This is a genomic window from Parendozoicomonas haliclonae (assembly GCF_900174585.1).
GTDB classification, from domain to species: Bacteria; Pseudomonadota; Gammaproteobacteria; order Pseudomonadales; family Endozoicomonadaceae; genus Sansalvadorimonas; species Sansalvadorimonas haliclonae.
In genome coordinates this window covers 304,082-325,596 of the sequence record NZ_FWPT01000003.1, presented here as the reverse complement: position 1 = coordinate 325,596, position 21,515 = coordinate 304,082, and the positions used below count along the sequence as shown (strand labels likewise).

Below are 21,515 nucleotides of genomic sequence, written 5' to 3'. Positions count from 1 at the left end.
TCACAGCTCTACAGTTAGAGTCATCAAAGCTTATAGGCGCGCACTATAAAGTATGAAGTTGTAGACAGGTCAATCACTCTTTATAGAAGAGGGGTGACTAAAAAGAAAAACCCGAGAGGATCGCTCCGCTCGGGTTTCTGTTGATCAGCAACGATGGCTGATTACATTACGCGCATACCAGGCTTGGCACCGTCGTGTGGCTCAAGAATCCACAGATCGGAACCGCCAGGGCCGGCTGCCAGAACCATGCCTTCGCTGATGCCGAACTTCATCTTGCGAGCCGCCAGGTTGGCGACCATCACCGTGTGCTTACCCACCAGCGCTTCCGGCGCGTAAGCCGCACGGATGCCGGAGAACACATTGCGGGTCTTGCCTTCGCCGATATCCAGAGTCAGGCGCAGCAGCTTGTCGGCACCTTCCACGAATTCAGCATTTACGATCTTGGCGATACGCAGATCGACCTTGGCAAAGTCGCCAAACTCGATGGTGTCGGCAATCGGTTCTGCGAGTGCGTTATCTTCAGACACAGGCTTGTCTCCTTCCTTGGCAGGCGAGGCAGCTTTCATGGCTGCAGCCAGCTTTTGAGAATCTTCCATCATGGCATCCACCTTGGCTTGCTCAACGCGGGTCATCAGTGGCTTGAACTTGTTAACGCCATGGTTGAACAGCAGGTGCTGGCTGTGTTCCCACTCCAGCTCGCCCACGTTCAGGAAGGCGGCGGCTTTCTCGGCCATGGCTGGCAGAACCGGCTTCAGGTAGATGGTCAGCAGGCGGAACAGGTTAATACCGGTGGAGCAGATATCGTGCAGCTCCTTGTCCTTGCCTTCTTCCTTGGCAACAACCCATGGCTTCACGTCGTCGATCCAGGCATTGGCTTTGTCAGCCAGTGCCATGATTTCACGCATGGCCTTGCCGAACTCACGCTCTTCGTAAGCGTTGGCGATGGTTTCAGACGCATCCATAAAGGCTTTGGTCAGTTCAGGCGCGCAGTCAGTTTCAGACAGCTTGCCGTCGAAACGCTTGGCAATAAAGCCGGCGTTACGGCTGGCGATGTTGACGACTTTGCCCACCAGATCGCTGTTTACGCGCTGGATAAAGTCAGTGGTGTTCAGGTCCAGATCATCAACCCGGCTGGACAGTTTGGCGGCGTAGTAATAACGCAGGTATTCCGGATCCAGATGATCCAGATAGGTCCGGGCGGTGATGAAGGTGCCACGGGATTTGGACATCTTCTCGCCATTGATGGTCAGGTAACCGTGTACGCTCACCTTGGTCGGGGTGCGGTAGTCGGTACCGTGCAGCATGGCTGGCCAGAACAGGCAGTGGAAGTTGACGATGTCCTTACCGATAAAGTGGTGCACTTCAGCGGTGGAGTCTTTCTTCCAGTATTCGTCGAAGTTCAGACCTTCAGTACGATCACACAGGTTCTTGAAAGAGGCCATGTAGCCGATAGGCGCGTCCAGCCACACGTAGAAGAACTTGCCTGGCTCACCCGGAATCTCAAAACCAAAGTAAGGCGCATCACGGGAGATATCCCAATCCTGCAGGCCGGTATCCAGCCACTCGGCCAGCTTGTTGGCGATCTCATCCTTGATGGTGCCGCTGCGGGTCCAGCCCTGCAGAAACTCCTGGAAATCAGTCAGCTTAAAGAAGAAGTGCTCGGACTCTTTCTCGATCGGCGTCGCACCGGAGATGGTGGAGTACGGGTTCTTCAGGTCGGTTGGGCTGTAGGTGGCGGAGCAGACTTCACAGTTGTCACCGTACTGATCCTTGGCGCCACACTTCGGGCACTCACCCTTGATGTAACGGTCGGCCAGAAACATCTTCTTCTCAGGATCATAAGCCTGAACGATAGAGCGGCTGGCAATATGGCCACGTTCTTTCAACTTCAGGTAGATCTCGGAGCAGAGCTCACGGTTCTCTTCACTGTGGGTGGAGAAGTAGTTGTCAAACTGCACATGGAAATCGCCAAAGTCGGCCAGACGATCCTGATGGATACGGGCAACGGACTCTTCCGGAGTAATACCCTGCTTTTCAGCGTGTAGGCTGATCGCGGTGCCGTGGGCATCGTCTGCGCAGACGTAGGTGCACATGTGGCCGCGCATCTTCTGGAACCGGCTCCAGATATCAGTCTGGATATATTCCACCATGTGACCCATATGCAGAGGGCCATTGGCGTAAGGCAGGGCGCTGGTAACCAGGATTTTGCGTGCTGACGCAGATGTGTGGTTAGACATGTGGGAACAACGTCTCCGGTCGGGATGCGGACCGATATTTGATCGGGCCGATAAAAATTCAATCCTCCATTATAAAGGGATCAAAGGAAACTGGAAATCGGGCTGACCAGGATTTGCCTGTAAAGAGTCCCGAAAAATGAGTCGTTTACTCTGGTTTTGCCCACGCGGGTAAAGGCACAGTCTCTAAGGACTTTGGGGATTGCTCAGACTGATATTGCTGTATGGCTTTGATACGTTCTTCGTTCAGGGGATGTGTGCTGAAAAAGGCAGGCACATCCTGACTCTGGTTTTCGTCCTGCAGGATGCGGAACAGAGTGTCGGCATGGTGGGTGTGGCCATAATGGCGGGCCAGAGTCTGCAGGGCTTCCTGATCGGCATCTTCTTCCATACCCCGGCTGAAGCTCAGGGTGGTTAGCAGACTGATTTGGCCGACCAAACTCTGGGCCAGAGAGCCATCACCGGCACCCAGCAGGCTGAGTGCAGCCAGAGAGACTGTCAGTCCGCGGCCAAGGCTGACCATGGGGTCCCGATGCTTAATATGGGCAATCTCATGGGCCATCACCATAGCCAGAGCATTTTCACTGGGCATGCGATCAAGCAGCCCTTTGAAAATAAAGATATGTCCGCCCAGCGTGGCAAAGGCATTAACCGTGTCGTCTTCCAGATAGTGGACAGTGATCGTCATCTCTTCCGGAAGCTGTTGCGCCCGGGCAAGCTTATCGCCCAGTTTCTGAAGGTATTCCTGGCGCTGTTGGTGTTCCGGTGAGTTCTCACTGGCCGGCAGCTGCTCTGAAAAGCGCTCGGCCAGTTGCTGCTCAAAGCTGAACGGCACATAGCGCACCAGATAACCGGCCAGCAGGGTCAGGACAAAAATAATGGCAGCCAGAGCCAGTCCGATTCCCAGCAGCATGGCGGCGAAATCCTTAAGGGGATGTTCGTCGGTCACATTAATGCCTTCAGGGATTTTCGGATTGCTATAACTCACGGGTCAGCTCTTCTCTGGCTCTTGCTTTATGGGCGTGAGGGCGGTGCCGTAGGCATAGACTTCCACACAGCCCGTCTGGTTGTGCTGACCTTTGGTAATAGAAGCGGTTTCCAGCTTCACATTGACGATATGGGTCGCTTCAAAGACCCGAGCTTCTTCTTTCATACGCAGAATGGCTTCCCGGCGCGCCCGCTCCAGCAAGGTTTCGTAGGCGGTCACCCGTCCGCCGAGAATCCCGCGCAGGCCGGCGGCAATCCGTTTGAAGTAGTCGATGGATATCACCACATTACCACTGACCAGTTCAGTCCGGGCGGATGAGAAACCCGGTGGTGGCAGACGTTCGCTGAAGGTCAGAATGTCCCGCAGCTCTTCTTCCCGTTCGATAATGGACTGAAAGTGTCGTTTCTCGGCAATACGGCCAAAGGTGAAGCCGATGGTCAGCAACACCAGAAAAATAATCAGATCATACATAACCGGCTCCGGTCATCAGTGCGAGGCGGGTTATTCAAGAACGACAGCGGTGCCGTAAACAAACAGCTCTGCTGCGCCGGCGGCCACCGATGAAGTCGAAAAGCGAACGTTGATGATTGCATTGGCGCCAATAGCTTCAGCCTGTTGCACCATACGCTGGGTGGCTTCTTCCCGGGCTTCGGTCAGCAGCTCGGTATAGGCCTTGAGCTCACCGCCAACGATGTTTTTCAGTCCCGCAAGAATATCCTTACCGGCATGCTTGGCTCGGACGGTATTGCCCTGCACCATGCCCAGATGTTTGACGATTTTTTTGCCGGGGACGATTTCGATATTGCTGATCAGCACTTATGTGTTCCCTGTATATTTTGTTTGCAGGATTTTTATCGGCCAGAAGCAAGCATATTTGCAGTAGGTAGGTGCTGTAAATGATTAGGGTTTGCTGATCGGGCTGGCTGGTACCAGCCCGATGGCGGGAGATAGTTACGAGTTAACAGGACTAATGGCCAGGCTGTGAACCGGAGTGCCCAGCCATTTGTCGTGCAGTTCCTTAATAAACTGCTGATGGAAGGTGGCAGGCGTCATCTTGTAAACACCAGGCAGATTCGGGCTGTAAACCTCGAGAGAACCATTCTGATAGCGGATCAAATAGTGAAAAATAGAGGTTTCTTTTCGGATGTTTTGGTCGTTAAAAATCAGCTCCACAAAGAAGTAGGGTGTGGAGGCACCGAACTCCAGAAGATTTGTTAGTGTGGTTTCCAGTTGTACCGGGCCCTCGTCAAGAGCCAGCTGGGTTTTGTATCCAGGCTTCAGGAAGGCGAGCGCAGACTGATATTTTTGGCTGTATCTACTAGGGGATATCTTCAGCATTTGGGCATCGGTCACGCTCATTTTGTTTCTAAGTGCAGAGCTCAGCATATAGCGTGCAGCATCTAGATGATGATCGGGATTCAGATAAATACTGCAGTCAACAAATTGCTGGTGGAAAAGATAATCCAGCAGGCCAGCATCACCTTTTTCCTTTGCGCATTGAAAGTATCCTGGCAGGCCGGCACGCACCTTGTTAATTTCCAGTTGTGCGGTCCTCCCCTCAGAAGTGGAGATCTTCATGCCAAGATTGATCAGCCGGACAGGATCCAGGCGATGCAATTCACTGTTCAGCTCCAGTGCCTGAGGATGGGTATCGGCGTCTTCTATGTTAAAGCTTGCCTGTGTCGTCTGGGTCGTTAACGCCAGGACCGTTGTCAGTCCAAGGGCAATATTCTTTAATCTGGTCATGGTGTTCTCTCCGTCTTTATCGTCTGTCCCTGGTTGTTTGAACATATCTTGGTCTACCGTGGCGGGATCATTCTTCAGAGCGTTACATTCGGCAAAGGTTCGTGACAAAACCGTTGCCTGATAACAGGCTGGTTAGTTGCCGTGATAGGCGCGTTCAACCCGCAATGCCTGCCGGTAAACGACAGTGGAAGATTTGGCGGGAGTCTCGAGGCAAATACGGGTGGCTTACTGTGTCCGATAAGCAGTAAACTAAAGAATACTGTTTCTAATTTTTCTTCTGATGCGTGGTGCAGGCCGGGAATGTTTATGGGTGACCGAGATTCTTACAGCTGGAATCGCCGAATTAACCGTGAGGGCAAAGCTCTGTGGGAGCTGGAGTCTGACGGTTTTCGTGCGGAGCCGGTGCAGGATCGTGGTGAGCCGGCGTTCCTGAATCAGCCGTCAGCACCTGTTGAACAGGTGTCGACTGATCTGCGTGCAGACTACGCACCACTGCCCGATATTCAGGCCAGCCGACAGCGTGTCGCAGGTCTGGAACAGCAGGAAGGCCAGCTCTCGGAAACTGTAGAAGGCCTGACCCATGCGGTAGAGCAAACCTCAGCTTTTATTCGTCAGCTGGAGCAACAGCTGGCCGAGCAGCGGGCTGAGCTGCAGGAGCACCAGAACCAGCTCAGCAAAAAGCAGGATGAATTAAACAGCCATCGTCAAATGATGGAATCGGCTCGTCAGCAGCTTCAGAATGACCTGCGCCAGCAGCAGGCGCAACAGGAACAGCAACGTCAGGCCGCCGCCCAGGCTGTTCCACAAAGAATGCCTGCGCAAGTGCCTGCTGAAGCGGCACCGAATCAGGGGCTGCGTGGTATGCCGGCCCGAATGCAACAGAATATTCTGGCCCGAACCCGCGAGCGGGCCAACGTCCCGGCGCAGGCCCGGGTCACCCCGCTGCCCGAAAACTATCAGCCTGCGGGTTGGTGTTTTCAGAAGCTGCAGCAGCATGAAGGGATTCCCCAGGAATATGCGCACAAACAGCTGGAAGACTTTAAAATGTACTGGCTGAGCACGGGAGAAGCCCGCAAGGCGTGGGACTATCGCTTCGTGAAGCATGTTATCTATCAGTGGCAGAGGGAGAGAGGTCAGGGTCAAGGTGAAGAAAGGACAGCACGTAGCCAGCCAACAACTCAGGAACTTACAGACCGCAGCTGGGCCGACCGGTACGACTTCGACTTTGACTGATGCCGGAGACGGTCAGCATGCCCAGCCGCAAAACCAGCAGGCCAGCAAGGCCGATGTGCTGGATGCGGTGAACTTTGTCTTTATGCTGATGCGGGATGCCTTTCCACAGCAGTTTATTAATGCCTTTCCTACCCAGGATACCCGGGATCGGGCACGCAGCCTTTGGGCCAAAGGTTTGGCTGATCTGCATCCGCAGCAGATCAAGAAAGCCGCCATCCGGGCTATCAAAGAGAGCAAGTTCCTGCCCAGCCTGAGTGAGCTGCGCCGACTCTCTTCTACCCATCGTTACGAAGATCTTGGTCTTAAAGACCCGCTGCAGGCCTATTATGAAGCCTGCGGTGCCACGAACCGCACCCGCGAAGGTTTCTGGAGCCATATTGCTGTCTATCTTGCAGCGCGGGAAACCGGCTGGCAGTTATTGGAAGGTGAGCCGCAAACTGTGGTTTACCCGATCTTCGAGCGAAACTACGAGATTCTCTGCAACCGCCTGATGGCGGGTGAAAACCTGGATGATGGCATTCATAAGGGGCTGGAAAACCATGCCCGCCGTGATGCCCAGCGTCAGGCCGATATGGCAGCAGAGCAAAAGTTACGTCATGACATGGTCGAGCATGGAATCAATCCGGACGGTGGTCGGGCTGAATTTCTGAAGACCCTGTCAGACCTGTAGTGTTTTAAACGCCTTATGAACAATGTCTGATCAGGATGTAATTACGACGATGGCTATTTGTTCCCGAGACAGTGTTGTCGCTGCGCTGCGTGAACTCCAGGATCCCTGGCTGGAAGACTCACTGCTGAAGGTAGCGGAGATTGAGTCTCTGAATATTACCGATGATGGCCTGTGGCTGACACTGGCTCTCCAGTACGCCTGCGATGGTGGTCAGGAGCAGCTGGTGCGTCTGGTTCAGGACAAGCTGAAAACGCTGACCGGACCGGCACCGGTTGCTGTGACCTTTACAACTCAGGTGGCTCCGGCACCGCGGCAAAGTGATGAGCCGGGCCTGAAAGCGGTCAAGAATATTGTCGCTGTGGCTTCCGGTAAGGGCGGTGTAGGTAAGTCCACTACTGCAGTGAACCTGGCCCTGGCACTGTCGGCCGAGGGTGCTCGCGTTGGTATCCTGGATGCGGATATCTATGGCCCAAGCATTGGCAAGATGCTGGGTGTGGAAGATGGCGAACGTCCGGGTGTGGACGAAGTCGGCGGTCAGCAGTATTTCAAGCCGGTTGAAGCGCTGGGTCTTCAGGCCAACAGTATGGCGTTCCTGGTGACGGAACAGACCCCGGTCGTATGGCGTGGCCCTATGGCCAGTGGTGCTCTGCTGCAGATGCTGAACCAGACCCTGTGGGGTGAACTGGATTACCTGGTGGTGGATATGCCTCCGGGTACCGGTGATATTCAGCTGACTCTGGCTCAGAAAGTACCAGTCGCTGGCAGTGTGATTGTGACTACGCCGCAGGATCTGGCATTGTTGGATGCCCGCAAGGGTATCGAAATGTTCAATAAGGTTAATGTGCCGGTTCTGGGTGTGGTTGAGAACATGGCTGTGCACGTGTGCAGCAACTGTGGCCACTCCGAGCATCTGTTCGGTGAAGGCGGCGGCAGTCGTATGGCGGATGAATACAAGACACCGTTGCTGGGTGCTCTGCCTCTTTCTATGTCTATCCGTCAGCATGCCGATGCCGGCCTGCCAACGGTAGCAGCCTTTAAGGGGGATTCTGCGAAAGACTCTGCAGAAACCCAGTTGTATCTGGATATGGCCCGTCGTACCGCTGCTCAGCTGGCTGCCCGGAACCGGGACTCAGCTCCGGCCCCGACCATAACAATATCTGACGACTGACAATCACCAGGGCTGACCGGGGTTGCTCAGATTTCCCTGCCCCGGTCTGACTCTGGGGCGAGGGATACTATGCGACTGAGTGATCGCGATATTAAAGCGGCTCTGGATAGCGGCAAAATCGTGGTAGACCCACGGCCCGGCAATGATCATATCTCCGGTGTCAGTCTGGATCTGACCCTGGGTAACAGCTTCCGGGTTTTTAATGACCATGTGGCTCCTTATGTGGATCTTTCCGGCAACCGGGAAGCGATTGAAGGCACCCTGAACTCGATTATGAGTACCGAGATTATTCTCGATAAGGGCGATGCTTTTTTCCTTCACCCCGGTGAGCTGGCGCTGGCTGTTACCCAGGAGTCCATTACTCTGCCGGATGATCTGGTGGGCTGGCTGGACGGGCGTTCTTCCCTGGCGCGTTTGGGGTTGATGGTGCACGTAACGGCACACCGGATTGACCCGGGCTGGAGTGGGCAGATTGTTCTGGAGTTCTTCAATGGCGGCAAATTGCCTCTCGCTCTGCGGCCGGGAATGCAGATTGGTGCCATTAACTTTGAAACCCTGAGCAGCCCTTGTGAGAAGCCCTACAACAAACGTGATAACGCCAAATACAAAGGCCAGAAGAGTGCCGTAGCCAGCCGAATTGGTGAAGACTCCACGGCCTGATACCGGCTATCGGTTTGGCAGCACATTCCAACAGGCTTTATTGATGCGTATCAATAAAGCCTGTTTTGCGTTGGGCATACTGGTTAATACGTAACTGGTTGTTACGTTATCCGGGACAACGCAAATAATTTTATGGCTCCCGGTGAGTGCTTTCCTGAGGAGTTTATAATCATGCAAACAGTTACTCCTGATGCCTCTCTTGTTCCTGCCTCATCAGGTCTTGCCCATCACCCCCATAACCCTGTCTGGCACAATCTGACCGCCGGAGATGTTATGACCCGTAAGGTCTATACCGTGCCGTTGGACTGGAGTGTGGAGCAGCTGTCATCTTTTCTGACTGATCACGATATTTCCGGCGCGCCTGTCGTTGATGAGTCCGGCCTGCTATGTGGCGTGGTCAGCGCGACTGATATTGTTCATCACACCGCTAACGGTATTCTCGATACCAACCAGCGTGCCTTATACAGCCGTGAGCTGGGTATTGGTCTGCAGGATAGCCCACTGTCTGCTGACGAGATGAGTATGTTCCATGAAGATATTGATCAAACGGCCATGGTTGCAGATATTATGACGCCGGTAGCATTCAGCGTGGATGCCAGTATGCCTCTAAGCAAGATTGCCGATGCCATGGTGCGGGCTCATATTCATCGTGTTCTGGTGACAGAAGATAAAAGATTGATCGGCATTATCTCGGTGCTGGATATGCTGAGCATTTCCATGGAACAACCGTTGAGCTGACAGTTTATCTTTGCTTGGGCACCTGTAGTGACGAAGAGTGAGACTGAACTCCCGGATGGGCGGGAGGAGGTATCAGCGAAGACTGTACTGGAGCAGGCCTGTGCTTTCTGTTCTCCCCCGGAGATGTTCTGGGGGATGGTGTGGGTGTTTTGGTCAGTGCAAACTGACTGACCGTGTCAGCTAGGCCATTGCTTTCCTCTGAATCCGTCTGAAGCCTGGCTTTTATTGCACTGGCAAGATCATGTTGTCTATCAAAGCGATGCTTCTGGGATCCTCTTTCCACGCGGGCTTTACGCATCATCTCGGCATTTTTGGTCAGCGCGCGACTGCGCTTTTGGGTGAGTTCGACATTATTCACCTCTGCGAACAGTTTCTCTTGCACTGATTTTTCTATATCCCAATAAACTTCCTGAGCTTGTGATGCCGAGGCTCCTGCCTCTGCATTTTGAGTGGCATAGATGTATTCCAGCCCCAGAAAGGTCAGTTTGGTCTTAAACAGTTCATGAGCGTCGGCGGTGATGTGTCCGGTGCCTTCACCAACTGTTACCGTATCAAGCAACTCTGCGGTAGGTTCGCTTAAAAACAGCAGGGATATTTGTGAGACTGGCGTATCGGAGGTAAGCCAGTCATTGATCAGACCTATGGCATGTAGGTGCTTGGACCAGTCTCCCGAGAACTCGGTCAGCCTGTGGTAAGCGGTTTTGGTTTTATCGTCAGTCATGGCCAGTGTGGCTGCTGATCCTGCAAGATGGCTGAGTCTGAGCTTATCAAAGGTCAGTGATTGATCGCTGGTTGTTGTGGTCAGGTGCGGCAAAGATTCACTGACCTGCATGTACTGACGGTATTTTCTATCCGCAGTCGCATAATCCTTGCCATGCTCAACATACAGCTTATGGTCGGGGGCAGAGGTGGATGATCCCGAAAACCCACCAGATGAGCGTACCATTTGAACGGTTAGATCTGGAGAGCTGAACCAGTCTGGCTTAAGACTGGGATCTTTGCCTGGATGGTAAAGCGTAATGCGTTCCAGTTTTAGGTTGACGCTTTCCTCGGGAGTAAGGGATACAGCAGGCTCTGCCTGAACCGGCAGGGTATTTGCTCCTGCCTGCGATAGTGGAGTTGTATCAGAATGGATAGTCCCCACGGGTTGTAAGTTGAACCTGTTACCTTTGCTGTTTTTAAGTTCCATGACCAGTGTCGCCAGCTGAGCAGCAAGATTTTCCGTATCGACTCCCCCATGAACGACGGTTGCAGGCTGTTGTGTGCCGGACGGTCTTACATATTGCTGCAGGAGGCTGGTGGCGGTGCTGTTTGCTGTACTTTGGCTCTGGGTGACCTTGTAACGCTGGAAGGTTGTCAGTTGTGACTGAGCCCAAAGGGGAAAGAAAAATAATGGGGTGAATAGGTAAGGTAGGAATCGCCAGCCGCTAAATATACTCATCTGCTTTATCTGTACGTTTGTTTCAGTGCGCCCTCATATATAGACCAACTCTCAAGGATAAGAATTTCTACGCACATGTCTGATTTCGTCAAAGAAGTGTCAAATGGTGTCTTTGTGCGGGCAATTGTAGGAATTTGAGGCAGTCTGGCATGAAAAACTGTCCGCAGAGGGCTTTGTCGGTATAATTCGGAGATATCAGGACGATATTATTGTTCGAGAAAACGGTCTGTGGAGAGGTTAAGTATGCTGAACAATTTACGTGGCTGGCTGGGAGCGGGATGCTTTATGCTGGTTGCCGCTGGCGCCTCAGTACAGGCCAGTGAAGATGTTGTGTCTTACGACGATCCTTGGGAAAAGGTGAATCGTGCCACTTTTGCTTTTAACGATACGCTGGATACCTGGGTGCTGAAGCCTGTGGCCAAAGGCTACGATACCGTCACTCCCAAGCCGGTTCAGGGGCTGGTAACCAATTTCTTCCAGAACCTCGGTGAGATTCGTAATGTTGCCAACTCTCTGCTGCAGTTTGAGCTGAAAGAGGCCGGTGTCTCGACCGGTCGCTTTCTGGTGAACAGCACTGTCGGTATGCTGGGCATGGTGGATGTGGGTACCGCTGTGGGCATGGATCACAAGTACAACGACTTTGGCATGACTCTGGCCCGCTGGCATGTGCCGTCCGGTCCTTACGTGGTGTTGCCGGTGCTTGGCCCTCGTACCGTGCGTTCAACGGCTGGTCTGCTGCCGGATTCTGCCGCGGACCCTGTGACTTATGTAACGCCAAGTCATGATAAAACCTGGTTGCAGGTGACTGATACCGTGAACTTCCGGGCTGATTTGCTGGATAAGGAAGGACTGGTTGTCGGTGACAAATACACCTTTATTCGTGATGCCTATCTGCAGCGTCGCGCTTTCCTGATTACCGGCGAAGCGCCGCGGGATGATTTCTAAAATTCTCACAGGAAAGATCAGAAGGGCACTTGGTTGCCCTTCTTTCGTTTCTGGCCTTCACTTGCTGCCGGTTGCAGGCAGCCTTTTGGGGGAGTAAGGTCTGTGAAAGTTAACGGAACAGCAGATTTATGAGCAAAGCCAACAGTCAGTTGCTGGTGATTGATGATGACGCGATAGTTCGTGACAGCATTGTGGCCTATTTGCAGGACAGTGGCTTTGAGGTGCTGGAAGCTGAAAATGGTGAGCATGGCCTGGAAGTCTTCCAGCAGCACACGCCGGATCTGATTCTCTGCGATCTGCGTATGCCCCGTCTGGATGGACTGGGCGTGCTGCGCCGGGTTCGTGAAGAGTCTCCGGATACTCCCTTTATTGTGGTGTCCGGTGCCGGGGTGATGGCCGATGTGGTTGAAGCCCTGCGTCTTGGTGCCAGTGATTACATCATTAAGCCGATTGTTGATCTGGAAGTGCTTGAGCATGCGGTCAACCGGGCGCTGGATAATGCTGAGCTGGTGCGTCAGAACCAGATCTACCGTGAAAGCCTGGAAGATGCCATCGCCTCATTGCGGGAAAGTCTGGATGTTCTCCGGGAAGACCAGAAGGCTGGTCGTCAGGTTCAGCTGAAGATGCTCCCTCCGCAGCCCTTTCTTATGGGCAACTATTTCATCGATTACAAGATCTGGCCATCACTCTACCTGAGTGGTGATTTTGTTGATTACTTCGCCATTAATGAACACAGCTTTGGTTTCTATCTGGCGGATGTTTCCGGGCATGGTGCCTCTTCTGCCTTTGTTACGGTTCTGCTGAAGCATATGTCGCTGTCGCTGCTGCAGGAGTTTCAGGCGGGTGACATGGATCGGCTGGCCCGGCCTTCCGTGGTGCTGTCAGCCATTAATAAAAATTTACTGGCCAGCGAATTGGGTAAGCATGTCACCGTCTTTGGCGGGGTCGTGGATACCCGCACCAATCAGCTGACCTATTCCGTTGGCGGGCACTTTCCCCAGCCCATACTGTCTATGGGAGGGCAATCCCGGTATCTTGAAGACCGGGGGTTGCCGGTAGGGCTGTTCCCCGATGTGGACTACACCGACATAACCATTGACTTGTCCGGTCCGTTTACATTAACTATCTTCTCAGATGGCATTCTTGAGGTGTTGCCTCAGGAAACTCTGAAAGAAAAAGAACAGTACCTGTTATCAGTCATTAACGAGCAAGCTGACTCAGCAGATGCGGTTATGTCCGGGTTGAACGTCAACTCTTTGCGGGAAGCACCGGACGATATTGCCTTGCTGGTGTTGGGCGGAAACGCTGGATGAGTTCAGGAAAAATTCAGTACGCCGAAGCAAACGGCGCATTTATTCTCAAATTTATCGGTGATGTCAGGCTGACGCTATGTTCAGCTCTCGACAAAAAGCTGGAAGCCATACTGGGTCATGATGGCATAGAGTCGGTGATTATCGACCTGAGTGACGCCCAGTGTATCGACAGTACATCGCTTGGGCTGTTGGCTCGCCTGTCGCTGCAGTCCCGCAGCCTTCTTGGTTTTGTGCCTACGATCTTGTCCACCAATGAAGATATTAACCGGGTGTTGATTACCATGGGTTTCGATCAGGTTTTTGTGATTGTCACAGAAGCGGAAGAGGGGCGTGATCCGGTTGTTCTCCATGACCTTCCCTGCTGTGAAGAAAGTACCGATCAGGATGTGATGGACAAGGTGCTTTGTGCCCATAAAACCCTGATGGATATGAACGATCGTAACCGCCTGGAGTTTGAAGATCTGGTGCAGCAGCTGGAAAAGGGCCGTAAGGCCAGCTGAACCAAAAACAAACCTACAAAAAAATGCCGCACAATTTATTTCAAATTGCGCGGCATTTTTTATGGATTGCTCTTCAAGTTAAAGAGCTATCAGGCTTTCGCCAGTGCCGCCAGAGTCTGCTCCAGAGCCACCTGATCTGCGGCGAAGTTACGGATACCTTCTGCCAGCTTCTCGGTACTCATGGCATCCTGGTTCATATCCCAGCGGAATGCTGTTTCTGCCAGAGAGTGACCATCAACAACCGGCTGTGGGTTACTGGCATCCAGTTTCTGGATCACCGGATCATTGCTCTGTTCCAGTTCTTCCAGCAGGGCCGGGCTGATGGTCAGACGGTCACAGCCGGCCAATTCGAGAATCTCACCGGTATTGCGGAAGCTGGCACCCATAACAACGGTGTTGTAGTTACGGGACTTGTAGTAGTTAAAGATCTGGGTCACGGATTCAACACCTGGATCTTCATGCGGTGCATAGTCACGCCCGGTGCTCTTCTTGTACCAGTCCAGAATACGGCCAACAAACGGGGAGATCAGGTAGACACCGGCGTCGGCACAGGCAGAAGCCTGGGCAAAGCCGAACAGCAGGGTCAGGTTGGTCTGAATGCCCTGGCGTTCCAGCTTTTCAGCTGCCTTGATGCCTTCCCAGGTGGAGGCGATCTTGATCAGAACCCGGTCCTTGCTGATGCCGGATTGTTCATAAAGATCAATCAGGCGCAGAGCCTTATCAAAGGTGCCACGGGAGCTGAACGACAGGCGGGCATCCACTTCTGTGGATACACGACCCGGGATCAGCTGAAGAATTTCCCGGCCAATCAGGACGGCAAATTTATCAGTGGCGTTGTGGAGCATGTCGGTGTTGCCACGGCCGTGCACCTTTCCATAGGTGATTGCTTCCTGCAACAGGTGGCTATAGGTCGGCAGCGAGGCTGCCTTGAGCAACAGTGTTGGGTTGGTGGTCGCATCTTCCGGCTGATAGCGGCGAATCGCCTCGATATCTCCGGTGTCGGCAACAACTGTTGTGTATTTCTTGAGCTGTTCGAGCTGGTTACTCATGTATCAATCCTGAATCGGCCTACTCGACCACGCAAAAAGCACTGGCTTCGCGAAGAAGCTCTGCCATGGCCTCGGGTTTGTAGGCGTTTTCGCTCAAAAGTCGACGAAAGCGCCGGGCTCCCGGCATACCGTTAAACAGCCCCAGCATATGGCGGGAAACATGGCTCAAAGTGTGCTTGTCGTGGTCAGCAATATGCTGTTGCACATAGGGTATCATCTTTTCAATCACATCGTGGCGCGTTTGTGAATTGGCCGAACCGCCAAATATGCGCTGATCAGCATCCGCGAGGATCCATGGATTGTTATAGGCCTCCCGACCAATCATGACACCGTCCACGTGTTGCAGGTGCTGTTCGGTTTCATCCAGCGTCATCACGCCACCGTTCAGGATGATTTCCAGTTCCGGGAAGGTCTGCTTCAGTTTATAGACCCAATCATATTTCAGTGGCGGAATTTCCCGGTTTTCCTTGGGGCTCAGACCTTCCAGAATAGCGATGCGGGCATGGACGACAAAGGTTTTGCAGCCGATATCGGCAATCTGGCCAACAAAGTCAACCAGCTCCTGCCAGCTCTCATGGCCGTTAACTCCGATACGATGCTTGATAGTAGCCGGGATAGAGACGGCATCCTGCATGGCTTTCATGCAGTCTGCGACCAGAGCCGGTTCTTTCATCAGACAGGCACCAATCCGACCATTCTGAACCCGGTCACTCGGGCAGCCGACATTGAGGTTGACCTCATCGTAGCCCCATTCTTCCGCCATTTTGCTGCACTGGGCCAGCTCAGCAGGATCACTGCCACCCAGTTGCAGCGCCAGCGGATGTTCCTCCGGGTTGTACTGCAGGAAACGCTCCCGGTCACCATGGATAAGGGCACCGGTGGTCACCATCTCACTGTAAAGCAGCGTGCTGTGTGAAATCTGACGCAGGAAGTAGCGGCAGTGACGGTCAGTCCAGTCCATCATCGGGGCCACGGAAAGGCGACGACTCAGAGGGGCGGGCTGTAGTTGGCCGGAGTTCTGCATGGGGTGTTCGTATGGGTAGCTAGTCAACAAAGGCGGATGACGGTACGTGATCCGCTGTCACCGTGCAAGAGGGATGTCTCTGCTCATAACTTTCGGCAGACCAGAGCTTACTTCAATTAACGATCTATTTATCCACCAATGCCAATCTATCTGAAAATTGTTGAGTATTTGCAGGTGTCAGTATGTCCAATCTAGAGGGCACCAGATACTCCTGTAAAGCTGCTTCGCTTATCGCGACTTTTGATTATTTCGCTGCATGTAGATTAATTGGCACAGGGTTGCCTTAAGACGTTCAATTTATACAACAAAGCCTGAGACTGTTAATGATTGCGTTCATCTCATTCGAGTGGCGATTGAAAGTATGTAATATAGGAAAAGTTCCACATAGGCAGACTTTATAGTTCAAAAGCGTGATAGCGGTATGCTTTTCTCCAGAAAAGACTATCTATCAGGTTTGTGTATGGGGGGATCTATGGTTACAAAACTAATTTGCCCTACGTAATAACGATAATAATTTGGAATCCCTTACGATTCCTTGAGGTATGAGCAATGAGATACATTTCCCCAATATCGATTGATTTTGGTGCCAAATACACTGGCATCCATAACATGCACTATCTCGAAGGTGAGGATCCCAGGGGGAGTGTACAAAACACGGGCTGTGTGCTGGTAATGGATGATGATAACCTTCAGTTATCTCAAGTTGGCCGCACCCAAAAAAGGCATCAGTCCCGCAATTACAAGCGCCAAGATCTAGCCCGTCGCCTACTTATAGTTATCTTGAAAGACTGCTTTGATCAGGATGTCTGGCAATGGCCGGTAAAGAATCGCGAATTTTTATTTGGGCTGATTAACCGCCGGGGTTTTAACAGATTTGATGATGATAGTCTTATTGAAATTGAGTTCTGTGATCTATCTGTCTTTGAGAGCGTGCTACCGGATATCGCTGGCTATGAGGGCCTTGAGGAATGGTTGCAGGCTCTGGCTGAAAATGCTGCAGAATGCCGCTTGGCTTTACAAAGACTTGGAAGAACTCGAGAGTTTTTGAAAACGCTTCCTGAGATATGGAAAGAAGAAAAAAAATCTATCGAAGCCACCCATAAACATATTATTCATTTCCTTGAAACCAGCATTAACGCCAGTGAGGAAGGACATCTTCATCGTCGTAAATACCTGCGCAATATCGCAGCCGATATTATCCTTGAGCAACATGGACGTTTGGCGAGTTTATTCCAAACAAACTCTGGCATTACCCCCGATCAATTCGCCAACCTTGTTGGCCATATCAGCAATCTGCAACTGCGTGTACTCAGGCGCTACTTCAATGATCAAAACGCTAAACCGCAAAACGGACAGACTGACGCCTGGCGTGAAGATCATTTCAGCAAGCAGTTCTGGCGTTGGATCAAATCCTGGCACTGTGATGAACAGACAAAAAGCCGCTGGCATGAGCTGATCAAATTCAAGAAAAAGGGCGGAAGCGTATTCAAGCTGATGCTAACGGTTCAGCCTGAGTTAACCATTCCCCCTTATGAAGATCAGAACAACCGGCGACCACCGAAAGATAAAACCCTGTTTTTAAACCCTGTTGCCTTGAATAAGGCTTACCCGCTCTGGCGAGAAATTGTAAAGCGCCTTGTCGCAGCCCATCCCGAGCTGGATAGCGACCATGCTTCTACCATTGCTCACATGGACGCAGCCTTGGATCAGGATTGCATTCTTCTTCAACGGATGCTGGATCGCACATCAGGTCTTGATCTATACAAAATCAGAGCTTTGGCAATGGGAAGGCCCGATAGAGGCAACCAGCTGAAGGTTGCCAGTGAGAATCTGCGTCTGCGACTCAACCAGCATGCTGAACCGTTTATACAGAGCATTGCCCGTCCTTATTACCTGCAGATTAATGAAGCACGGCAGGGTTTATGGGTAGAAGAAGATTCCTTACTTCTCTGCCTGAACAGGACACCCCAGCGCAAAGCTCGACAGCTGCCCACCTTGCTTGGTCGAATAGTCGGTGACCTTGGCAGTCATGGGCAGGAGCATATCCAGTCGCTCAAGCAACAGTGGTCCCAACGAGGCGTTATCAAAGGGGCTCGCACACCAAAAGGCTGGTGTAAATTTGCTGCTGAGGCACAAAAAGACTTTGGCAACGGGCTGAAAGAGACAATTCGTTCTTACCGACAACTACAGGCCAGAATCAAAGCTGGGGATACGGAAGAAAAGCTTCTACCAGAGGCCAAAAAACTGCTTGCCCTTGAAGCTGCTCTGCCAGACGTAGCTCGTTTTATCGCTCAAGGGCTGGGGCTTGCTGCAGAAAATAGCGCACGCTTCGCCAATCCCTTCTCCCTGGCACAAATCTATAACCTGCTGGAGTCCGACCCTTCAGGCTTTAGCCATGTGTCCAAACCCTCCGCCCACGAAAACCTCTGGCGTATGCAGTATGAGCAGAGCGTTGATGGGAAGGACTGCGCACGCGCCAGTGTCCTGAGCGCAGACAGCATCCGTCCATTTGATGGCATGCTCAGCCGAATTCTGGAAAAACAGGCTTATTCTATTGCCAAACGAAAACTCAAACAAATTGAAAGCCACGAGATGACGAGTGCCAAAGTAAGGGTTCCAATCCTGATTGAGGAGAACCGTTTCCAGTTCGCTGAAGACCTGCAAACGATCAAGAAAAACACCCGTAAAAAGAAGGATGCCCAAAAGTCCTGTGAAAGTGATTTCATACGCTTTGAAGATAAAGAGCAACGCATCTGCAAGGCCAGCAAGGGGATGTGTGCCTATACCGGCGAAGATCTAGGCCGGTATGGGGAATTCGACCATATTATCCCTCGTTCCTACACCCAGAAACGAACCGGAGCAATCTTCAACAGCGAAGCCAACCTGATTTTTGTTAGCAGTCGAGGTAATCAGCAAAAGAGAGATCAACTCTACACTCTGGCAGAGCTTGATGATCGCTATCTCACTAGCCAGTTCGGCAGCACAAACAGGCAGCAGATCGCCCAGGCTGTCCAGGATGCTGTAACCCCCTTCCTGACCAAAGGTGAACTGATCGGTTTTCATAATCTAGGCCTTCAGGAACAGCGCATGATCCGCCACGCTCTGTTTGTTCCCGGACTACGGGACCAAGTCTTACAACTGCTGGCAGGTCAGCGTAAGGCCAAAGTGAATGGCACCCAGGCATGGTTGGCCAAGCGGATTATCCATCATATTCGACAGGGGGCCAGCGCAACGATTGAATTCGATATCATCAAGGTTCCTACAGACTCTGTCCGCTTCTGCCGAGGTGTTCTGGCCTCCCGCTTCCCAGCCATGGCGAAGCAATCACCCCAACCCGTGGCCAGCCACGCGATTGATGCAGCACTGGTCAGTGGCAGTTTGTTGATGGAGCCCGCAATTGCTCGCAGTCTGTCTTTAGCCCCCGTGGATACCACCACCCAAGCCGAATGGTTGAAGGGGCTGTTGCCAGAGACGATTGATATTCAAATTTTGCGGAAAAAACCACTCTACCGTAAAGATGCCCCGGCAAGCTCACCACTCTTCAAAGCCGGCCTCTATGGTGAAAGATTCCTGCCTCTGCTGGTTATGAATGACGAATTGCGGGTTGGCTTTACCTTGCCCAACAGTGCCAAAGTCCTTGATCACGCCGACAATCTCTACGCTTTGCTGCGGCCCGTTCTGGTCTGCAAGGATTCTCACGAGCTGCCCTCCACCCTTGCGGAGTTACAGGAAAGTTTGGCTTTAGGCCAAAGGCAGATTTTAAATATAAATCGGCAAAAAGCCTTTGCCTACCTGCATGAGTTTGGTCAGTCCCCCACACATAATGACAACTGTCTCGCGATTGAAGCCTTACTTTATTGTGTCCAGAAAAAGAAGATTGATGCACATATCTATAATAAGGATAAAAAGACCTTCAAAAAGGATGAGGATATTCTGGCCGACAAGTTCTTTATTTTTGAAACCCATAAAAATAACAGACCTATTTTCCCCCGCACTGTTGCCCGTATTGAGAAAAAGGATCTTACTCTACCCTTCAAGCAAGCGTGGGTAGAACTTTGTGATACTGATGAGTTGAAAAATTTTCTAGGCACCAAACAAACGCTGCCTAATAACTTCTGGCGCAACTTTGGCAGCTCGTTATTTCCTTCCATCCATAACGAAGACCACCAACACAAGAAGACTAGAAAGGTCTATTCGTTACCATTAAAAATATCAGAGGGCAGCTATAGAGTTCGGCGACATACACCTGAAGGAGCTTCGGTCTGGCAAAGAATGTCAGTAGGTGATTTTGGGGCGGCGGGCTTCGCAAAAATTGATGGCAAAACCCAATGGAATAAGGTTGTTGAAATACCTCACTTTGCTAAAAGCAAAAATCTACATAGCCTTAATCGTTCACTAGAAAAGAATCCTCAAAGCATCACATATTTTGATGAGTGGCGTAGCTTATGTGCTTTAGCAGATGCTTTGCCGAATGGGGTCATTAAGGTTGCATGTGCACCTGGAACAGTAGGTCGACCTTACATTCGATTTGAGATGTTGGAAAGTCAGTTTATCAAAAAGATCAATGCAGCAAGTGGTTCAAAATATAAGTCTAGCTGGGAGTTGCCCATGGAAATTCCTAATGTGCAGTTAGCTGGTTTTGATATATTTTCATGCCCATTGTTACCAAAGCCTCGGACTGAAACAAAGAAACCAAACAAACACAAAGCAAGGTTTCTGCGTTTAGGAAAAACAGTTCTTATTGAATATTTTGCAAGTTCAAAGGCTAACAAAGCATTGCAACAAGCCTATGAACAAGGCGAACCGGAATGCATATAACTATTTCGGAATATGGCCAGGCACTGGGTGTCACCAGTGCCCGCCTCACAGTGAGCGAAAAAGGCCACTGTATACAGGAATATCCTCTTAGCCGAATCAAAACCATCAGCGTGGCCAAGGGAGGTGTTAGCATCTCCAGCAATCTGATAACGGCCTGCGCATTGAGGGGTATCAAACTCTTTGTTTTGGACTGGCGACCAAGGGGGATTGTCTGTCTGCAAGGCTCACAACAACATGCCGTTGTCCGGATTCGGCAAAAGCAGTTTGAGTATCTGGGGCAACCAGAGAATCAGCTCTCCCTCTGCAAGCAGATGATCATTGGGAAAATCAAAAACCAGCGAGGCGTCCTGAAATATTTCGGCAAATACAGCGCCCGTGATCCGGTAGTGAAACAGACTATCGATGATGGCGCTCTCTCGCTCGCAAGGTATACCGACGCCGTAAAAAAGCTGGGATTGGGGCCTCGTAGCGACTGGCGTAGCCAACTTATGGGGTATGAAGGGCAGTCCGCAAAAACCTATTGGCAGATTTTAAGGGAGTGCAGCTTGCTGCCCGCTAGTTTTCCTGGACGACTGGGCAGGAGTGCCCCGGATGTTGGCAACATTATGCTCAATTATGGCTATGCCATTCTGTCTTCCTATATCTGGCACTGTGTTATCAATGCCGGGCTGGAGGGATTCGCCGGGGGCCTGCACACTGAGCGGCCCGGCAAACCCTCTCTTGTGCTGGATATTATGGAGGAGTACCGGCCCTGGGTGGTGGACAGAAATGTTATCAAGCTTCGAGACCAGGCCAGTGAGAAGCGCGGCTTCGACAGTAAACTCAAACGCAAACTGGGGGCATCCATTCACGAGACTTTCCGCAAAAAATACCCATACAAGAATAGGAAAGTTTCTCTGGAATCAATTTTACAGCGCCAGGTTTACCGGTTAGCCGGTGAATTTTCCGGGCAAAAAACTTATAAACCTTATCTCTTCCGGTGGTGAAT

The 21,515-nt window shown here is 51.7% G+C and carries 18 protein-coding genes; 10 read left to right on the top strand and 8 right to left on the bottom strand.

Annotated features, from left to right (window positions below):
- Positions 1-161 precede the first annotated feature (161 nt).
- From metG to EHSB41UT_RS07895, 5 genes are all read right to left on the bottom strand, one after another.
- Positions 162-2,237: a methionine--tRNA ligase gene (gene metG, locus EHSB41UT_RS07915; RefSeq protein WP_087108524.1), complete on the bottom strand. Its 2,076-nt coding sequence runs from the start codon at positions 2,235-2,237 to the stop codon at positions 162-164.
- A 145-nt stretch (positions 2,238-2,382) separates the two neighbouring features.
- Positions 2,383-3,222: a M48 family metallopeptidase gene (locus EHSB41UT_RS07910; protein WP_133060436.1), complete on the bottom strand. Its 840-nt coding sequence runs from the start codon at positions 3,220-3,222 to the stop codon at positions 2,383-2,385.
- Between the two features lie 3 nt (positions 3,223-3,225).
- Positions 3,226-3,693, bottom strand: coding sequence for a YbjQ family protein (locus EHSB41UT_RS07905; protein WP_087108520.1), 468 nt, complete (start codon positions 3,691-3,693; stop codon positions 3,226-3,228).
- 30 nt (positions 3,694-3,723) lie between these two features.
- A complete protein-coding gene (locus tag EHSB41UT_RS07900) occupies positions 3,724-4,038 on the bottom strand; it encodes a YbjQ family protein (protein ID WP_087108518.1) in 315 nt (104 codons plus the stop codon).
- 135 nt (positions 4,039-4,173) lie between these two features.
- A complete protein-coding gene (locus EHSB41UT_RS07895) occupies positions 4,174-4,968 on the bottom strand; it encodes a hypothetical protein (RefSeq protein ID WP_133060435.1) in 795 nt (264 codons plus the stop codon).
- Between the two features lie 306 nt (positions 4,969-5,274).
- On the opposite strand from EHSB41UT_RS07895, the gene EHSB41UT_RS07890 reads away from it, so the two are divergent.
- From EHSB41UT_RS07890 to EHSB41UT_RS07870, 5 genes are all read left to right on the top strand, one after another.
- Positions 5,275-6,201, top strand: a complete 927-nt coding sequence (locus EHSB41UT_RS07890; RefSeq protein WP_133060434.1) for a DnaT-like ssDNA-binding domain-containing protein — start codon at positions 5,275-5,277, stop codon at positions 6,199-6,201.
- Positions 6,194-6,871 carry a replication protein P gene (locus tag EHSB41UT_RS07885; protein ID WP_087108513.1) on the top strand — a complete coding sequence of 226 codons (678 nt, stop codon included), beginning with the start codon at positions 6,194-6,196 and terminating at the stop codon, positions 6,869-6,871. Before EHSB41UT_RS07890 ends, EHSB41UT_RS07885 begins: the two co-directional genes overlap by 8 nt.
- Before the next feature lie 49 nt (positions 6,872-6,920).
- Positions 6,921-8,039: an iron-sulfur cluster carrier protein ApbC gene (gene apbC / locus EHSB41UT_RS07880; protein ID WP_087108511.1), complete on the top strand. Its 1,119-nt coding sequence runs from the start codon at positions 6,921-6,923 to the stop codon at positions 8,037-8,039.
- A 69-nt stretch (positions 8,040-8,108) separates the two neighbouring features.
- On the top strand, positions 8,109-8,699 hold the full coding sequence (dcd, locus tag EHSB41UT_RS07875) for a dCTP deaminase (RefSeq protein ID WP_087108509.1): 591 nt from the start codon (positions 8,109-8,111) through the stop codon (positions 8,697-8,699).
- Positions 8,700-8,870: 171 nt separating this feature from the next.
- Positions 8,871-9,437 (top strand): CBS domain-containing protein, encoded by a 567-nt coding sequence (locus EHSB41UT_RS07870; RefSeq protein ID WP_165767185.1) that lies wholly within the window; start codon positions 8,871-8,873, stop codon positions 9,435-9,437.
- A gap of 4 nt (positions 9,438-9,441) precedes the next feature.
- Here the strand turns inward: EHSB41UT_RS07870 and EHSB41UT_RS07865 are convergent, their stop codons facing one another.
- A complete protein-coding gene (locus EHSB41UT_RS07865) occupies positions 9,442-10,878 on the bottom strand; it encodes a hypothetical protein (RefSeq protein WP_087108505.1) in 1,437 nt (478 codons plus the stop codon).
- 243 nt (positions 10,879-11,121) lie between these two features.
- On the opposite strand from EHSB41UT_RS07865, the gene EHSB41UT_RS07860 reads away from it, so the two are divergent.
- From EHSB41UT_RS07860 to EHSB41UT_RS07850, 3 genes are all read left to right on the top strand, one after another.
- The gene (locus EHSB41UT_RS07860; protein WP_207626590.1) at positions 11,122-11,823 is read left to right on the top strand and encodes an MlaA family lipoprotein; all 702 of its coding nucleotides are present in this window, start codon (positions 11,122-11,124) and stop codon (positions 11,821-11,823) included.
- 128 nt (positions 11,824-11,951) lie between these two features.
- Positions 11,952-13,136, top strand: a complete 1,185-nt coding sequence (locus EHSB41UT_RS07855) for a response regulator (RefSeq protein WP_087108503.1) — start codon at positions 11,952-11,954, stop codon at positions 13,134-13,136.
- Positions 13,133-13,636 (top strand): STAS domain-containing protein, encoded by a 504-nt coding sequence (locus EHSB41UT_RS07850; RefSeq protein ID WP_087108500.1) that lies wholly within the window; start codon positions 13,133-13,135, stop codon positions 13,634-13,636. The genes EHSB41UT_RS07855 and EHSB41UT_RS07850 overlap by 4 nt, the downstream gene beginning before the upstream one ends.
- A gap of 89 nt (positions 13,637-13,725) precedes the next feature.
- Here the strand turns inward: EHSB41UT_RS07850 and tal are convergent, their stop codons facing one another.
- Together tal and dusA are read right to left on the bottom strand one after the other, a co-directional pair.
- Positions 13,726-14,685, bottom strand: a complete 960-nt coding sequence (tal, locus tag EHSB41UT_RS07845; RefSeq protein WP_087108498.1) for a transaldolase — start codon at positions 14,683-14,685, stop codon at positions 13,726-13,728.
- A 19-nt stretch (positions 14,686-14,704) separates the two neighbouring features.
- Entirely contained in the window at positions 14,705-15,709 is a 1,005-nt protein-coding gene (gene dusA, locus EHSB41UT_RS07840) for a tRNA dihydrouridine(20/20a) synthase DusA (RefSeq protein ID WP_087108496.1), read from the bottom strand.
- 549 nt (positions 15,710-16,258) lie between these two features.
- On the opposite strand from dusA, the gene cas9 reads away from it, so the two are divergent.
- Together cas9 and cas1 are read left to right on the top strand one after the other, a co-directional pair.
- Positions 16,259-20,527 (top strand): type II-B CRISPR-associated RNA-guided endonuclease Cas9/Csx12, encoded by a 4,269-nt coding sequence (gene cas9, locus EHSB41UT_RS07835; RefSeq protein WP_087108494.1) that lies wholly within the window; start codon positions 16,259-16,261, stop codon positions 20,525-20,527.
- Positions 20,518-21,513 (top strand): CRISPR-associated endonuclease Cas1, encoded by a 996-nt coding sequence (gene cas1 / locus EHSB41UT_RS07830; protein WP_087108493.1) that lies wholly within the window; start codon positions 20,518-20,520, stop codon positions 21,511-21,513. The genes cas9 and cas1 overlap by 10 nt, the downstream gene beginning before the upstream one ends.
- The last annotated feature ends 2 nt before the right edge of the window (positions 21,514-21,515 follow it).

Coding starts and splice junctions, on each gene's coding strand:
- tal (WP_087108498.1), bottom strand. CDS start 14,685: ATGAGTAACCAGCTCGAACAGCTCAAGAAATACACAACAGTTGTTGCC.
- EHSB41UT_RS07865 (WP_087108505.1), bottom strand. CDS start 10,878: ATGAGTATATTTAGCGGCTGGCGATTCCTACCTTACCTATTCACCCCA.
- EHSB41UT_RS07850 (WP_087108500.1), top strand. CDS start 13,133: ATGAGTTCAGGAAAAATTCAGTACGCCGAAGCAAACGGCGCATTTATT.
- metG (WP_087108524.1), bottom strand. CDS start 2,237: ATGTCTAACCACACATCTGCGTCAGCACGCAAAATCCTGGTTACCAGC.
- EHSB41UT_RS07890 (WP_133060434.1), top strand. CDS start 5,275: ATGGGTGACCGAGATTCTTACAGCTGGAATCGCCGAATTAACCGTGAG.
- cas9 (WP_087108494.1), top strand. CDS start 16,259: ATGAGATACATTTCCCCAATATCGATTGATTTTGGTGCCAAATACACT.
- EHSB41UT_RS07870 (WP_165767185.1), top strand. CDS start 8,871: ATGCAAACAGTTACTCCTGATGCCTCTCTTGTTCCTGCCTCATCAGGT.
- cas1 (WP_087108493.1), top strand. CDS start 20,518: ATGCATATAACTATTTCGGAATATGGCCAGGCACTGGGTGTCACCAGT.
- EHSB41UT_RS07860 (WP_207626590.1), top strand. CDS start 11,122: ATGCTGAACAATTTACGTGGCTGGCTGGGAGCGGGATGCTTTATGCTG.
- EHSB41UT_RS07895 (WP_133060435.1), bottom strand. CDS start 4,968: ATGACCAGATTAAAGAATATTGCCCTTGGACTGACAACGGTCCTGGCG.
- apbC (WP_087108511.1), top strand. CDS start 6,921: ATGGCTATTTGTTCCCGAGACAGTGTTGTCGCTGCGCTGCGTGAACTC.
- dusA (WP_087108496.1), bottom strand. CDS start 15,709: ATGCAGAACTCCGGCCAACTACAGCCCGCCCCTCTGAGTCGTCGCCTT.
- EHSB41UT_RS07855 (WP_087108503.1), top strand. CDS start 11,952: ATGAGCAAAGCCAACAGTCAGTTGCTGGTGATTGATGATGACGCGATA.
- EHSB41UT_RS07905 (WP_087108520.1), bottom strand. CDS start 3,693: ATGTATGATCTGATTATTTTTCTGGTGTTGCTGACCATCGGCTTCACC.
- dcd (WP_087108509.1), top strand. CDS start 8,109: ATGCGACTGAGTGATCGCGATATTAAAGCGGCTCTGGATAGCGGCAAA.